The 15,493-nt window shown below is 61.0% G+C and carries 14 protein-coding genes; 10 read left to right on the forward strand and 4 right to left on the reverse strand.

Annotation, left to right across the window (positions count from 1 at the left end; translation table 11 throughout):
• Nucleotides 1-98 precede the first annotated feature (98 nt).
• The 5 genes from RHP75_RS04070 to hisC all read left to right on the forward strand — a co-directional run bounded on the left by RHP75_RS04070 (nt 99) and on the right by hisC (nt 4,802).
• Entirely contained in the window at nt 99-338 is a 240-nt protein-coding gene (locus RHP75_RS04070) for a BolA family protein (RefSeq protein ID WP_090255487.1), read from the forward strand.
• Nucleotides 339-350: 12 nt separating this feature from the next.
• Nucleotides 351-1,616, forward strand: a complete 1,266-nt coding sequence (gene murA / locus RHP75_RS04075; protein WP_090255485.1) for a UDP-N-acetylglucosamine 1-carboxyvinyltransferase — start codon at nt 351-353, stop codon at nt 1,614-1,616.
• A 4-nt stretch (nt 1,617-1,620) separates the two neighbouring features.
• A complete protein-coding gene (gene hisG, locus RHP75_RS04080; RefSeq protein WP_090255484.1) occupies nt 1,621-2,256 on the forward strand; it encodes an ATP phosphoribosyltransferase in 636 nt (211 codons plus the stop codon).
• 124 nt (nt 2,257-2,380) lie between these two features.
• Entirely contained in the window at nt 2,381-3,691 is a 1,311-nt protein-coding gene (hisD, locus tag RHP75_RS04085) for a histidinol dehydrogenase (RefSeq protein WP_311090557.1), read from the forward strand.
• A 58-nt stretch (nt 3,692-3,749) separates the two neighbouring features.
• The gene (gene hisC / locus RHP75_RS04090) at nt 3,750-4,802 is read left to right on the forward strand and encodes a histidinol-phosphate transaminase (RefSeq protein WP_311090558.1); all 1,053 of its coding nucleotides are present in this window, start codon (nt 3,750-3,752) and stop codon (nt 4,800-4,802) included.
• Between the two features lie 56 nt (nt 4,803-4,858).
• Here the strand turns inward: hisC and RHP75_RS04095 are convergent, their stop codons facing one another.
• The 3 genes from RHP75_RS04095 to algW form a co-directional block, all read right to left on the reverse strand.
• Nucleotides 4,859-5,587 (reverse strand): DUF4198 domain-containing protein, encoded by a 729-nt coding sequence (locus tag RHP75_RS04095; RefSeq protein WP_311090559.1) that lies wholly within the window; start codon nt 5,585-5,587, stop codon nt 4,859-4,861.
• 23 nt (nt 5,588-5,610) lie between these two features.
• Nucleotides 5,611-7,617, reverse strand: coding sequence for a TonB-dependent siderophore receptor (locus RHP75_RS04100; protein ID WP_409079721.1), 2,007 nt, complete (start codon nt 7,615-7,617; stop codon nt 5,611-5,613).
• Between the two features lie 174 nt (nt 7,618-7,791).
• Nucleotides 7,792-8,934, reverse strand: coding sequence for a Do family serine endopeptidase AlgW (gene algW, locus RHP75_RS04105; protein ID WP_311090561.1), 1,143 nt, complete (start codon nt 8,932-8,934; stop codon nt 7,792-7,794).
• Between the two features lie 111 nt (nt 8,935-9,045).
• Between algW and RHP75_RS04110 the strand changes: the two genes are divergently transcribed.
• The 3 genes from RHP75_RS04110 to cysN all read left to right on the forward strand — a co-directional run bounded on the left by RHP75_RS04110 (nt 9,046) and on the right by cysN (nt 12,764).
• Nucleotides 9,046-9,804, forward strand: a complete 759-nt coding sequence (locus RHP75_RS04110; protein ID WP_311090562.1) for a Nif3-like dinuclear metal center hexameric protein — start codon at nt 9,046-9,048, stop codon at nt 9,802-9,804.
• Nucleotides 9,805-9,946: 142 nt separating this feature from the next.
• Nucleotides 9,947-10,864: a sulfate adenylyltransferase subunit CysD gene (gene cysD / locus RHP75_RS04115; RefSeq protein ID WP_160016076.1), complete on the forward strand. Its 918-nt coding sequence runs from the start codon at nt 9,947-9,949 to the stop codon at nt 10,862-10,864.
• Between the two features lies 1 nt (nt 10,865).
• Nucleotides 10,866-12,764 (forward strand): sulfate adenylyltransferase subunit CysN, encoded by a 1,899-nt coding sequence (gene cysN / locus RHP75_RS04120; protein ID WP_311090563.1) that lies wholly within the window; start codon nt 10,866-10,868, stop codon nt 12,762-12,764.
• Between the two features lie 83 nt (nt 12,765-12,847).
• On the opposite strand, the gene RHP75_RS04125 is transcribed toward cysN, so the two are convergent.
• Nucleotides 12,848-13,285 (reverse strand): YhcB family protein, encoded by a 438-nt coding sequence (locus RHP75_RS04125; protein ID WP_167147454.1) that lies wholly within the window; start codon nt 13,283-13,285, stop codon nt 12,848-12,850.
• Between the two features lie 152 nt (nt 13,286-13,437).
• Between RHP75_RS04125 and RHP75_RS04130 the strand changes: the two genes are divergently transcribed.
• Nucleotides 13,438-14,067 carry an alpha/beta fold hydrolase gene (locus RHP75_RS04130; protein ID WP_311090564.1) on the forward strand — a complete coding sequence of 210 codons (630 nt, stop codon included), beginning with the start codon at nt 13,438-13,440 and terminating at the stop codon, nt 14,065-14,067.
• Between the two features lie 28 nt (nt 14,068-14,095).
• Nucleotides 14,096-15,442: a tryptophan--tRNA ligase gene (locus tag RHP75_RS04135; protein WP_311090565.1), complete on the forward strand. Its 1,347-nt coding sequence runs from the start codon at nt 14,096-14,098 to the stop codon at nt 15,440-15,442.
• Nucleotides 15,443-15,493 lie beyond the last annotated feature (51 nt).

Here is a 15,493-nt window from a genome sequence, read left to right on the forward strand (position 1 = left end):
TAATGCGGGGTTCGCAGGCGGGGGGCTTTTTTGTATGATGCTCGACCCGCGAGCGTCTGCTCGGCTGTCGTTAATTTATGCATTGATCGAGGTTGAGCATGCAGGCCTTAGAAGTAAAGAGTCTCCTTGAGGCTAAATTGCCGGATACCCAGGTGGAAGTTGAAGGCGAAGGCTGCAACTTTCAGCTGAACCTGATCAGTGACGAATTGGCCGCCCTTAGCCCGGTCAAGCGCCAGCAGCAGATCTACGCTCACCTCAATGCCTGGATCGCCGATGGCAGCATCCACGCCGTGAGTATGAAATTCTTCAGCCGTGCCGATTGGGCCGCGCGCTCCTAAACCGAGAGAATCATGGACAAACTGATTATTACCGGCGGTGTGCGCCTTGATGGCGAAATCCGCATTTCCGGGGCGAAGAACTCTGCCCTGCCGATTCTCGCCGCCACCCTGCTCGGCGACGCGCCTGTCACCATCTGCAACCTGCCGCACCTGCACGACATCACCACCATGATCGAGCTGTTCGGTCGCATGGGCATCGAGCCGATCATCGACGAGAAGCTCAGCGTAGAAGTCGACGCGCGGGCGATCAAGACTCTGGTTGCGCCCTATGAGCTGGTGAAAACCATGCGCGCCTCGATCCTGGTGCTCGGCCCGATGGTTGCGCGCTTCGGTTATGCCGAAGTGGCCCTGCCGGGTGGCTGCGCCATCGGCTCGCGTCCGGTTGACCTGCACATCCGTGGCCTCGAAGCCATGGGCGCGATCATCGATGTCGAGGCCGGCTACATCAAGGCCAAGGCTCCTGAAGGCGGCCTGCGTGGCGCGCACTTCTTCTTCGATACCGTGAGTGTGACCGGTACTGAAAACATCATGATGGCCGCGACCCTGGCCCGTGGCCGCAGCGTGCTGGAAAACGCTGCGCGCGAGCCGGAAGTGGTCGACCTGGCCAACTGCCTGATTGCCATGGGCGCGAAAATCAGCGGTGCTGGTACTGACACCATCACCATCGATGGCGTTGAGCGTCTGCACGGTGCGCGTTTCAGCGTGATGCCTGACCGTATCGAAACCGGCACCTACCTGGTGGCTGCGGCTGTCACGGGCGGCCGCGTCAAAGTGAAAGACACCGATCCGACCACCTTGGAAGCCGTGCTTTCCAAGTTGCAGGAAGCCGGTGCAGAAGTGACCTGTGGTAATGACTGGATCGAGCTGAACATGCATGGCAAGCGGCCGAAAGCCGTCAACCTGCGTACCGCTCCGTACCCGGCGTTCCCCACCGATATGCAGGCGCAGTTTATTGCCCTCAATGCAATTGCCGAGGGCACCGGCACGGTGATCGAAACCGTGTTCGAAAACCGCTTTATGCATGTGCATGAAATGATCCGCATGGGCGCGCAGATCCAGGTCGAGGGCAACACCGCCATCGTCACTGGGGTCGAGAAGCTCAAGGGCGCGCCCGTCATGGCCACCGACCTGCGAGCGTCGGCCAGCCTGGTGATCTCGGCACTTGTGGCCGAAGGTGACACCCTGATCGACCGCATTTACCACATCGACCGTGGTTACGAGTGCATCGAAGAGAAATTGCAGTTGCTGGGGGCGAAGATTCGCCGCGTGCCGGGCTAAGACCATGCTGACCATTGCTCTTTCCAAAGGCCGGATTCTTGATGACACCCTGCCGCTGCTGGCAGCAGCGGGCATTGAGCCGACCGAGAACCCGGATAAAAGTCGCAAGCTGATCATCCCGACCACTCTGGATGATGTACGTCTGCTGATCGTGCGTGCCACCGACGTGCCGACCTATGTCGAGCACGGCGCAGCGGACCTCGGCGTGGCCGGTAAAGACGTGTTGATGGAATACGGCGGCCAGGGGCTGTATGAGCCACTGGACCTGCGCATTGCGCAATGCAAGCTGATGACCGCCGGTGCTGTTGGCGCGCCTGAGCCGAAAGGCCGTCTGCGGGTAGCTACCAAGTTCGTCAACGTGGCCAAACGGTATTACGCCGAGCAGGGCCGTCAGGTCGACATCATCAAGCTGTATGGCTCGATGGAGTTGGCACCGCTGGTGGGGTTGGCTGACAAGATCATTGACGTGGTTGACACCGGCAACACCCTGCGTGCCAATGGCCTGGAAGCTCAGGAGCTGATCGCCATGATCAGCTCGCGGCTGATCGTCAATAAGGCGTCGATGAAGATGCAGCACGCGCGCATTCAGGCGTTGATCGACACCCTGCGCGATGCAGTTGAAGCGCGACACCCCCGCTAATACCCTCAACGCGGCATTACGCCGCGTCTGCCTATCCGTGTCATAGCCAATTATCTCGGGCGTCCATACGGTGGGCTTGGTAGCCTAGCGACGCCCGAGCATTTGCCAATTTAAGAGGCCCGCTATGACCGCTCCTATCGCTATTCGCCGTCTCAATGCCGCTGACCAGGACTTTGCCCAGCATCTGGATCATCTGCTGAGCTGGGAAAGTGTCTCGGACGATGCGGTCAACCAGCGCGTGCTGGATATCATCAAGGCCGTGCGTGAGCGCGGCGATGCGGCGCTGGTCGAGTTCACCAAGCAGTTCGATGGCCTGGATGTTGCGTCCATGGCGGATCTGATCCTGCCGCGCGAGCGCCTGGAGCTGGCCCTGACCCGTATCACCCCGGAGCAGCGCAGCGCCCTGGAGAAAGCCGCCGAGCGCGTGCGCCTGTACCACGAGCGTCAGCGTCAGGATTCCTGGACCTACACCGAAGCCGATGGCACGGTGCTAGGGCAGAAAGTCACCCCGTTGGACCGTGCCGGTTTGTATGTGCCGGGTGGCAAGGCGTCCTATCCATCTTCGGTGCTGATGAATGCCATCCCGGCCAAGGTCGCCGGCGTGCCAGAAGTGGTGATGGTGGTGCCGACCCCGCGCGGCGAGATCAATGAAATCGTTCTCGCCGCTGCCTGTATTGCTGGCGTCGACCGGGTATTCACCATCGGCGGTGCGCAAGCCGTGGCCGCGCTGGCCTATGGCACCGAAAGTGTGCCGCCGGTGGACAAGATCGTCGGCCCCGGCAATATCTATGTCGCCACCGCCAAGCGTCATGTATTCGGCAAGGTTGGTATCGACATGATCGCCGGACCTTCGGAAATTCTCGTGGTGTGCGACGGCCAGACCGATCCGGACTGGATCGCCATGGACCTGTTCTCCCAGGCCGAACACGACGAAGACGCCCAGTCGATTCTGGTCAGCCCCGATGCCGCCTTCCTTGATCGCGTCGCCGAAAGCATTGCCAAGCTGCTGCCGACCCTGGAGCGCGAGACGATTGCACGCACCTCACTGGAAGGCCGTGGTGCGTTGATTCAGGTGGCCGACATGGCTCAGGCCATTGAAGTGGCCAACCGTATCGCGCCGGAGCACCTGGAGCTGTCGGTGGAAAACCCGGAAGAATATCTGCCGTTGATTCGTCACGCTGGCGCGATCTTTATGGGCCGTTACACCGCCGAGGCCCTGGGTGACTACTGCGCCGGCCCTAACCACGTGCTGCCGACCTCGGGTACCGCGCGTTATTCCTCGCCGCTGGGGGTGTATGACTTCCAGAAACGCTCGTCGATCATTCACTGTTCGGCTGAGGGTGCGTCGGAGCTGGGAAAGGTGGCCAGTGTGCTGGCCCGTGGCGAGTCGCTGACCGCCCACGCCCGTAGCGCCGAATACCGCATCAAGAACTGAATTTTCAGGGCGCGCCCGCGCGCCTCACCCAAGATCAAATTCGAGGAGAGAAGGGCAGATGAGCAAATTCTGGAGCCCCTTCGTCAAAGACCTGGTGCCTTATGTGCCGGGTGAGCAGCCGAAACTGGCCAAACTGGTCAAGCTCAACACCAATGAAAACCCCTATGGCCCCTCGCCCAAGGCCATCGCCGCCATGCAGGCCGAAGTCAATGACAACCTGCGCCTGTACCCGGACCCGAACAGCGACCGCCTGAAACAGGCGGTGGCTGACTATTACGGCGTGCAGACCGCTCAGGTATTTGTCGGCAACGGTTCCGACGAGGTGCTGGCGCACGCCTTCCACGGCCTGTTCCAGCATGGCCAACCGCTGCTGTTTCCGGATATCAGCTACAGCTTCTACCCGGTGTATTGCGGCCTGTATGGCATCGACTTTGTGCAGGTGCCGCTGGATGAACAGTTCCAGATTCGCGTTGAGGATTACGCGCGGCCCAACGGCGGCATTATCTTCCCCAACCCCAATGCGCCGACTGGCTGCGGGCTGGCCCTGGAGGCGATCGAGCGTTTGCTCAAGGCCAACCCGGATACCGTGGTGCTGGTGGATGAAGCCTATATCGACTTCGGCGGTGAAACGGCGATCAGTCTGGTGAATAAATACCCCAACCTGCTGGTCAGCCAGACCCTGTCCAAGTCGCGCTCGCTGGCCGGATTGCGGGTCGGCATTGCGGTGGGGCATCCGGACCTGATCGAAGCGCTCGAGCGGATCAAGAACAGCTTCAACTCCTACCCGCTGGACCGTATGGCGATTGCCGGCGCGGCGGCAGCGTTTGAGGACAAGGCTTACTTCGAGCAGACCTGCCAGCGGGTGATCGAAAGCCGTGAGGCTGTGGTGGCTGGGCTGGAAAAGCTCGGCTTTGAGGTGTTGCCATCACAGGCGAACTTCGTGTTTGCCCGCCATCCGGACAAGGACGCGGCGACTCTGGCGGCCGGTTTGCGTGAGCAGGGCGTGATCGTGCGCCACTTCAAGCAACAGCGGATTGCCCAGTTCCTGCGTATCACCATCGGCACGCCGGAGCAGAACCAAGCACTGCTGAACGCGCTGCAAGGTCTTTAACTGGCAGTCGTAAAAAAGCCGGAGCACTGCTCCGGCTTTTTGTTATCGGCGAAGCCTTACTCGTGGTGCGCTGCACCGAGGAAGGTCAGCGAGGTAAACAGGCCGCGCGTCTCGATGTCCTTGTCACCTTTGACGGGCAGGTCGATGGATGCGCTGATGATGTTCAGCCCTTCGTTACGTACCAGCACCTGGGCGCGGCCGTCGGCATCGGTGGTGGCGCTGATCTGGTGCGGCGCACCACGGTAGTCACCGACCAGTTCGACCCCGGCAGCCGGCTTGCCATCCACCAGCACCCTTACCGCCAGTGGCTTGCCGGGGCCGACCTTGAGTGGGTCGACTTCCGGCAGAATGACCATCTTCAACTGATCCAGCTTCGGCAACGTGGCGCCTTCCTGGTATATCGCCAGGCTGTACTTGAACGTGTGCAGCGACTCGGTCGAGTTCGGCACTTTGCTGCGGCCCTGGTTGATCCACTGTTTGTCCGGGGTTAGCGACCAGGCGCCGTTGTCCAGCGCCACGCCGAGCACCGCCGGAGTTTTCAGCGGTTGCAGGCGGGCGTGATCCTCCAGGCGCTGAACGGTGACCGGAATCATCTTACCGGCGGCGTCATAGGCCCAGGCGCCGCTGATTTTCTCGGCCTTGAAGGCGTTGTCCTCGGCACCGTGGCCGTAGATGGTTTCGATATGGCCGCGGCGTTGTTCGGTCCACAGACCATGGGCCTGGACCTGCCCGGCGAGCAGGGCGGCAAATAGCGCGGTGAGCATGGCGGGTTTGACGGTACGCATACTGGGGTTCCTTGAGTGGTGGGTCAGAGATTGAGGGTCAGCCTGAGGCTGAGGTTGCGCGGATCGCCAGGCATGACCCAGACGTTGTTGTAGGCGCGCTCGTAGTACTCGCGGTCGAACAGGTTGTTGAGGTTCAGGCCGATGCTCAGGTCATCGCTGGCCTGGTAGCGCGCGAGCAGGTCGACGGTGCTGTAGGCCGGCAATTCGAAGTCGCTGCCGGCTTGCCCCGAGCGATCCCCTACATAGTTGAACGCGGCGCCGATGTCCGAGCCGCGTAGGCTGCCTTCCTGAAACTGGTAAACGGTTAGCAGACTGCCGCTGTGGCGGGCGACGCCGAGCAGCTTGCTGCCGACCGGCAGGCTGTTGTCTTCGGTGACTTCGGCATCGATAAAGGCGTAGGCACCGATGATGCGCACAGCATCGCTGAGCTGGCCGCTGAACTGCATATCCAGGCCCTGGCTGCGCGCTTTGCCGGCCGCGATGCTGTCGCCGGGGTTGGCCGGGTCGGCGGTCAGCACGTTTTCCTTGTCGATATGAAACAGCGCGATGGTCGCGCCCAGGCGGCTGTCGAGCAGGTCGAGCTTCAGCCCGGTTTCATAGCCCAGGCCCTTCTCCGGCTTGAATACCGTGCCCTGGCTGCTGATGCTGTTGGGCTTGAACGAGGTGGAGGCGTTGGCGAACACCCCGACCTGCGGCGTCAACTGGTAGAGCAGCCCCGTGCGTGCGGTGGCGACATCCTTGTTCTGCTCGTTACTGACCCGGGTGCTGCGGTTCAGTGCGGTTTGCTCATAGCGTTCGAAGCGCGCGCCGATCAAGCCGCTCAGGCGTTCGCTGAAGCTGATCTGGTCCTGCAGGTTGAGGGCATAGCTCTCGGTGTGCTCAAAGAAATCGTTGGGGTTGACGATGGCCGGCTTGGCCTGGCCGTACTGCGGTTGGTAGATGTTCTGGCCGTAGCCCAGGGTGGTCGCGCTTTGTGGGTACTTCTGGCTGTTGCGGTAGTTCTCGTACTCCAGGCCGGCGAGGGTCTGGTGCTGCCAGCTGCCGAGGTTGAAGCTGCCATGCAGTTCGGCTTGGGTGATGCTGTCGTTCCATTCGAAGCTGCGCTGGCGATAGAAACGCGTCAGGGTGTCGCCAACCAGGCGTGACGGCTCGGAGCTATTGCCTTGGAGGCGACCTTGGGCGTAGTGGTTGGCCAGGCGCAGCTTCCAGCTGTCATTGAGGTAATGCTCAAGGCTGACCTGCAGCATCTGGTTGTCGTTGCGGATGCTGCCGTCGTTCGGTTCGCCCATAAACGTGGAGTCTTTCACCGCGCCCATGCGGTTGTTCACCGCCGGTATGCCGCGGTCGAACACTGACTCGGTGCGACTGAATTCGCTTTCGATCAGCAGCAAAGTGTCGGTATCCAACTGCCAGCTCAGTGACGGACTGACGATCTGCCGTTCACTGCCTGCATGGTCGCGAAAGCTCTGGTTGTCCTCGACCGCCAGGTTGACCCGCGACAGCAGGGTTGCGTCGTCATTCAGTGGAGTGTTGACGTCCAGGCTGCTGCGGTAGCGGTCCCAGCTGCCGGCGCTGGCCTTGAGCTGGCTGAAGGCGTCGGCCTGGGGCTTCTTGCTGACGATATTGATCATGCCGCCGGGGTCGCCACGGCCATACAGGCTGGCAGCCGGGCCTTTGAGTACTTCGATGCGCTCAATGCCGGAGGCGTCCGGCGAACTGTAGCTGCCACGGTTGATGGCGAAGCCGTTCTTGTACAACTCGCCGGTGGTGAAGCCGCGCACGCTGTAATTGAGGAGGGTCAGGCCGCCGAAGTTGTTCTGCCTGGACACGCCGCCAGCAAAGTCCAGGGCGCGGTCGATGCGCGAGGTGCCTAGGTCTTCGAGCACCTGTGCGGGTACCACATTGATGCTTTGGGCGATCTGCTCAATCGGTGTATCGGTGCGGGTGGCGCTGGCCGAGCGGGTGGCGCGATAGCCTTGCACGGGGCCATCCGCCTGCTCCTGGCGTGCGGTGACGGTGGTGGCGGACAGCTCGACGGGGTTTTCTGCTGCTGCAGCAAAGGTGCTGGGAAGCAGCAGGCTGGCGAGTAAGGCGTGGGCGGCGCGCAAGGGGAGACATCCTTCTGTTGTATTTAATGTAATAACATAACATTAAAATTGAGAAGAGTTATCGCTTGCGTTGCGCAAAGTGAAAAAGGAGGAGGGTTAGCTGCCGTTGACGGGTGGTCTTACACCGATCTCAGCGGTCAGTTTCAGGGGCTTGCCGTTGCGCAGGATGTCGATGCTGATCTTCTCACCCGGCTTGGCACGCGCCACCTGGTTCATCGAGCGGCGGCCATCGCCGGCGGCTTCGCCATCGATGCTGAGGATCAGATCGCCTGGCTGCAGGCCGGCCTTCTGCGCGGGGCCGTCGCGGTAAATACCGGCCACTACGATCCCGGGGCGACCTTCCAGTCCGAAAGACTCCGCCAGCTCTGGGGTCAACGGTTGTACTTCGATGCCCAGCCAGCCGCGAATCACCTGACCGTGCTCGATGATCGCCTGCATCACATCCATCGCCAGTTTGACCGGGATGGCAAAGCCGATGCCTTGTGAGCCGCCGGACTTGGAGAAAATCGCGGTGTTGATGCCCACCAGGTTGCCATAGGCATCCACCAGTGCGCCGCCGGAGTTGCCGGGGTTGATTGCCGCGTCAGTCTGGATAAAGTCTTCGTAGGTGTTGAGGCCCAGCTGGTTGCGCCCGGTGGCGCTGATAATTCCCATGGTTACGGTCTGGCCGACGCCGAAGGGGTTGCCGATGGCCAGGGTCACGTCGCCGATGCGGATATTGTCGGAGCGCCCGAGGGTGATAAACGGCAGGTCCGGCAGGTCGATCTTCAGCACCGCGAGGTCAGTTTCCGGATCGCTGCCAATGATGCGAGCCAGGGTTTCACGCCCATCTTTCAGGGCCACGACGATCTGATCAGCCCCCGCGACCACATGGTTGTTGGTCAGCAGGTAGCCTTCCGGGCTCATGATCACCGCCGAGCCGAGGCTCGATTCCATGCGTCGCTGCTTGGGCAGGTTATCGCCGAAGAACTTGCGGAACTGCGGGTCCTCGAACAATGGATGCGCGGGTTTGTTAACGAACTTGGTGGTGTACAGGTTGGCGACGGCCGGCGAGGCCAGGTTCACTGCATCGGCGTAGGACACCGGCCCTTCCTGCATGCGGCTGTAGAACGGTGCCTGGCGTACGTGCACATCCTGTCCCGGCAAGCCGACCCACTGGGGGAAATATTGCATGATCAGCAGTGCCGACAGCACGCCGACCAGCAGGGGCCAGCCGAGGAAACGCAGGGCCTTGAACATCGATCCAATCCTGAGGGTTGCCGGGGGCAGGTGCGCCCCTTAAGGTGCGCCATTATAGAGAGGTGGCTGCGAATAAAGCAGCGCCCGCACACCTGTTGATAAGGAAACCCTATGGCCATTGCCCTGGCTACCCTTGTGGAAGAAGCCGACCGCTACCTCAACGCGGCGCGAATCAGTGATTACTGCCCCAATGGCCTGCAGGTCGAGGGCCGGCCGCAGGTGCGCCGCATCGTCAGCGGCGTGACCGCCAGCCAGGCGCTGATCGAGGCCGCCGTGGACGCCGACGCCGATGTGCTGCTGGTGCATCACGGTTACTTCTGGAAGGGTGAGAATCCCTGCATCACCGGGATGAAGCGCCGCCGTCTGCAGACCCTGCTGGCGAACGACATCAGTCTGCTGGCCTATCACCTGCCACTGGATGTGCACCCCGACGTTGGCAACAACGTGCAGCTGGCCGCTCAGCTGGGTATTACTGTGGAAGGCCCGCTGGAGCCAGAAAATCCGCGCACCGTTGGCCTGATCGGTTCGCTGGCCGAGGCCATGAGCCCGCGCGATTTCGCCCACCATGTGCATCAGGTGCTGGGCCGCGAACCACTGCTGGTCGAAGGCGGCGAGATGATTCGTCGAGTCGGTTGGTGCACCGGTGGCGGTCAGGGTTATATCGACCAGGCGATTGCCGCCGGGGTTGATCTATACCTGACCGGTGAAGCCTCTGAGCAGACCTTCCACAGCGCCCGGGAAAATGGCATCAGCTTTATCGCCGCCGGCCATCACGCTACCGAGCGTTACGGTGTGCAGGCGTTGGGTGATTATCTGGCGCGGCGCTTTGCTATTGAGCATCTGTTTATTGATTGCCCAAACCCTATCTGAGGCGCAATTACCGCCTTCCCGGCAGGTATAAAGCTAGATCGTTTCGATCTAACTAGGCTCCTGATTAGAAGTGGGTGCTGTGCTAGAGTGCGCCCTCGTCCACGGCCCGCCGGCCCAAACACATCGCATTTCGTGAGTAGCCATGCTCGATAAACTGACCCACCTGAAGCAACTGGAGGCGGAAAGTATCCACATCATTCGTGAAGTGGCCGCCGAATTCGACAACCCGGTAATGCTCTATTCCATCGGTAAAGACTCCGCCGTGATGCTGCACCTGGCACGCAAGGCGTTCTTTCCGGGCAAGCTGCCGTTCCCGGTGATGCACGTCGATACGCGCTGGAAGTTCCAGGAGATGTACAGCTTCCGCGAAAAGATGGTCAAAGAGTACGGCCTGGACCTGATCACCCACATCAACCCCGATGGCGTGGCGCAGGATATGAATCCCTTCACCTACGGCAGTGCCAAGCACACCGATGTGATGAAGACCGAAGGCCTCAAGCAGGCGCTGGACAAGTACGGCTTTGACGCCGCCTTCGGTGGCGCGCGCCGCGACGAAGAGAAATCCCGCGCTAAAGAGCGCGTGTATTCCTTCCGCGACAGCAAGCACCGTTGGGACCCGAAGAACCAGCGCCCCGAGCTGTGGAATGTGTACAACGGCAACGTCAAGAAGGGCGAGTCGATCCGTGTGTTCCCGCTGTCCAACTGGACCGAGCTGGACATCTGGCAGTACATCTACCTGGAGCAGATCCCGATCGTGCCGCTGTACTTCGCCGCCGAACGCGAAGTGATCGAGAAGAATGGCACGCTGATCATGATCGACGATGATCGCATCCTTGAGCACCTCTCGGATGAAGAGAAAGCGCGTATCACCAAGAAGATGGTGCGTTTCCGTACTCTTGGCTGCTACCCGCTGACCGGCGCGGTGGAGTCCACGGCCACCAGCCTGACTGACATCATCCAGGAAATGCTCCTGACCCGTACTTCCGAGCGTCAGGGCCGCGTCATCGACCACGATGCTGCCGGTTCCATGGAAGAGAAAAAACGTCAGGGGTATTTCTAATATGTCGCACCAATCCGATCTGATCAGCGAAGACATCCTCGCTTACCTGGCCCAGCACGAGCGTAAAGAACTGCTGCGCTTCCTTACCTGCGGCAACGTCGACGACGGCAAGAGCACCCTGATTGGCCGCCTGCTGCACGACTCCAAGATGATCTACGAAGACCATCTGGAAGCCATCACCCGTGACTCGAAGAAGTCCGGCACCACTGGTGAGGAAGTCGATCTGGCATTGCTGGTCGACGGCCTGCAGGCCGAGCGCGAGCAGGGCATCACCATCGACGTGGCCTACCGCTATTTCAGCACCGCCAAGCGCAAATTCATCATCGCCGACACCCCCGGCCATGAGCAGTACACCCGCAATATGGCTACTGGTGCCTCCACCTGCGACCTGGCGATCATCCTGATCGACGCGCGCTACGGTGTGCAGACCCAGACCAAGCGTCATAGTTTTATCGCCAGCCTGCTGGGCATCAAGCACATCGTTGTGGCCATCAACAAGATGGACCTCAAGGGCTTCGATCAAGGCGTATTCGAGCAGATCAAGGCCGATTACCTGAAGTTCGCTGACGGTATCGCGCTCAAGCCAAGCTCGCTGCACTTCGTGCCGATGTCGGCGCTGAAGGGCGACAACGTGGTGAACAAGAGCGAGCAGTCGCCTTGGTACACCGGCCAGTCGCTGATGGAAATTCTGGAAACCGTGGAAGTGGCGGGCGATCGCAATTTTGACGATCTGCGCTTCCCGGTGCAGTACGTTAACCGCCCGAACCTGAACTTCCGTGGTTTCGCCGGCACCCTGGCCAGCGGCATCGTGCGCAAGGGCGACGAAATCATCGCGCTGCCGTCGGGCAAGGGCAGCAAGGTCAAATCCATCGTCACCTTTGAAGGTGAGCTGGAGCAGGCCGGTCCAGGTCAGGCGATCACCATCACCCTGGAAGATGAAATCGACGTCTCCCGTGGCGACATGCTGGTGCATGCCGACAACCGTCCGCAGGTGGTCGACAGCTTCGACGCCATGCTGGTATGGATGGCCGAAGAGCCGATGCTGCCGGGCAAGAAATACGACATCAAGCGTGCCACCAGCTATGTGCCGGGCTCGATTGCCAGCATCACCCACCGGGTCGATGTGAACACCCTGGAGCACGGCGCGGCGAGCAGCCTGCAACTCAATGAAATCGGCCAGGTGCGTATCGCCCTGGATGCGCCGATTGCGCTGGATGGCTACGCGCACAACCGCACCACTGGCTCGTTTATCGTCATTGACCGTCTGACCAACGGCACCGTGGGTGCCGGCATGATCATCGCTGAGCCGGTTGAGGCTGGCGCGGGTGGCCATCATGGCAAGCTGGCGCACGTGTCCACCGAAGAGCGTGCTACGCGCTTCGGCCAGCAGCCGGCTACCGTGCTGTTCAGCGGCCTGTCCGGCGCGGGCAAGAGCACCTTGGCCTACGCCGTAGAGCGCAAGCTGTTCGACATGGGCCGCGCGGTTTATGTGCTGGATGGCCAGAATCTGCGCCATGACCTGAACAAAGGTCTGCCGCAGGATCGTGCCGGGCGTACCGAAAACTGGCGTCGTGCCGCGCACGTGGCGCGTCAGTTCAACGAGGCCGGCTTGCTGACCCTGGCCGCCTTCGTGGCGCCGGATGCCGAAGGCCGTGAACAGGCCAAAGCATTGATCGGTGCAGAGCGCCTGATCACTGTCTATGTGCAGGCGTCTCCGCAGGTCTGCGCTGAGCGTGATCCGCAGGGCTTGTACGCGGCGGGTGGTGACAACATTCCGGGTGAATCCTTCCCCTATGATGTGCCGCTGAATGCCGATCTGGTGATCGATACGCAGTCGCTGTCGGTGGAAGAGGGCGTCAAGCAGGTGTTGGCTCTGCTGCGTGAGCGCAGCGCTATCTAAATCTGCTGCACATTAAAAAGCCCCGTCTAGTGCGGGGCTTTTTATTGCCTATTCGGTCGCCGAAACGACCGAGTCAGCGGCGTTTATTTGTTCTTCAAGCCGTAGCTTTCATCGAGCATGCCTGGCACATCGGCGCTTTTCGGCGCGTAGTCTTTGGGCATTTCATGATGGACCGGTGCCTTGATACGCTCGCGCTTTTCACTGCTGTCATCGGCGTGCAGGGTAGCGAGCAGGCGCTGGCGAGTCAGCTCGTCGAGTGCCAGGCGGTTGGCCCCGTCCGACAGGTGCTGCTGCACGTCCAGTTGAGTTTGGCTGAGCTTTTTCACCAGGTTGGCGGTGGTATTGAAATGAGTCACCACCTCGCTTTGGTAGGTGTCGAAGCGTTCTTGAATTTCATCTAGCTGACGCTGGGTGCGGCTAGGGGCGGCATTGGGTGCCAGGCGGGCAATCAGGAAGCCAATGGCAATACCAGCTACCAGGGTAATGGCGGGTAGCAACCAGGCGGTGAGCGTCTGTTCCACGAGTCCTTCCTCTCTAAACGGCTTTGCTTTACGTTAACGGCTCGAACCTGTGCTGTATACCGCAATGCAATGCCGAAACGTTTGCGGTGGTGTGTATGGCGCAGGCTGTCAGCTAGACGAGTCGACCCACTGCGAGGTCACGGAGTTCCCTGTTGCTCACCCGCGAAACCCCTCTGATGATTGCCGGCCCCAGCGGCCAACTCGAAGCCCTGTGGCTGGATACCCCCGATGCCCGTGGCGTGGCGCTGATTTGCCACCCCAACCCGGTGCAGGGTGGCACCATGCTCAACAAGGTGGTCTCCACTCTGCAACGCACGGCCCGTGACTGTGGCCTGGCCACGTTGCGTTTCAATTACCGCGGTGTCGGCGCCAGCGCTGGCAGCCACGATATGGCCAGCGGTGAGGTGGATGATGCCGAGGCCGTGGCCAATTGGCTGCGTGCGCAGCATCCCGAATTACCCGTGACCCTGCTGGGTTTTTCCTTTGGTGGCTTTGTCGCCGCTGCGCTCGGTGCTCGTCTGGAAGCCCAGGGCGTAAAACTCGACAAGCTGTTTATGGTGGCGCCGGCCGTGCAGCGTCTGAGCGAAGAAACGCCCCCAGCCAGCCATTGCCCGCTGATCCTGATCCAGCCCGAAGACGACGAAGTTATCGACCCTCAGGTGGTGTATCAGTGGTCGGCGGCACTCGGGCGTGCCCATGAGCTGCTGAAAGTGGCAGAATGCGGCCACTTTTTTCACGGCAAGCTTACTGATCTCAAAGATCTGCTGCTGCCGCGACTCTGAACTGATTGAGCCTCAATAAGCGAACGTTATGACCACTCGTATCCTTACCGGCATCACCACCACCGGCACGCCGCACCTCGGCAACTATGCGGGCGCGATTCGTCCGGCCATCGTCGCCAGCCGCGCCGCTGATGCAGATTCGTTCTACTTCCTGGCCGACTACCACGCGCTGATCAAGTGTGATGAGCCAGCGCGTATCCAGCGTTCGCGTCTGGAAATCGCTGCAACCTGGCTGGCGTTGGGGCTGGATACCGACAAGGCAACTTTCTACCGCCAGTCGGATATCCCCGAGATTCCCGAGCTGTGCTGGCTGCTCACCTGCGTCGCTGGCAAGGGCCTGCTTAACCGCGCGCACGCTTATAAAGCCTCGGTGGACAAGAACGTCGAGCAAGGCGAAGACCCGGATGCGGGCATCACCATGGGCCTGTTCAGCTACCCGGTGCTGATGGCAGCGGACATCCTGATGTTCAACGCGCACAAGGTGCCGGTCGGCCGCGACCAGATCCAGCACGTGGAAATGGCCCGCGATATCGGTCAGCGCTTCAACCACCTGTTTGGTAATGGCAAGGAACTGTTCACCCTGCCCGAAGCGGTGATCGAGGAAGACGTAGCGACCTTGCCAGGCCTCGACGGGCGCAAGATGAGCAAGAGCTACGACAACACCATCCCGTTGTTTGGCAGTGCCAAGCAGCTCAAGGATGCTGTTGCCCGCATCGTGACCGACTCCAAACTGCCGGGCGAGCCGAAAGACCCGGACAGCTCGCACCTGTTCACCCTCTACCAGGCCTTTGCTGCACCGACCCAGCAGGCGGATTTCCGTGCTGCGCTGGAAGGCGGCATGGCCTGGGGCGAAGCCAAGCAGGCGCTGTGCAACTTACTGGAGGCCGAGCTGGGCGAGGCGCGCGAGCGTTACCATGCGCTGATCAGCAAACCGGCCGATCTGGAAGACATCCTCCTGGCTGGTGCCGCCAAGGCGCGCAAGACTGCTACACCGTTTCTCGGTGAGCTGCGCGAGGCTGTGGGCCTGCGCTCGTTCCGCAGCCAGGCCGTCAATACGGCGGGCGAGAAGAAAAAAGCCGGCAAGAGCGCCCGCTTTGTCAGCTTCCGCGATGATGACGGCAGCTTCCGCTTCCGCCTGCTGGATGCCGCTGGCGAGCAGTTGCTGCTGTCCAAATCCTTTACCGATGGTAAAGCGGCAGGCATGGCTAATAAGCGTCTGCAATCCGGTGAAGCATTGGATGTGCGCGAGAAGGATGGCGGTTTTGGCGTCTGGTTGGACGATGAGTGCGTGGCACAAAGCCCGGCATTCGCCGACAGCAGTGCCTGTCAGGCGGCGATTCAGCGCCTGCGTGAGGCGCTAGCACACGCTGAGTAACGCGCAGGGCGGTGCATTAATCGGATTTCCGTCCAGCAGCCATGCTGGCCG

Origin of the sequence: Pseudomonas sp. SG20056 (assembly GCF_031764535.1) — a bacterium.
Taxonomy (GTDB): domain Bacteria; phylum Pseudomonadota; class Gammaproteobacteria; order Pseudomonadales; family Pseudomonadaceae; genus Aquipseudomonas.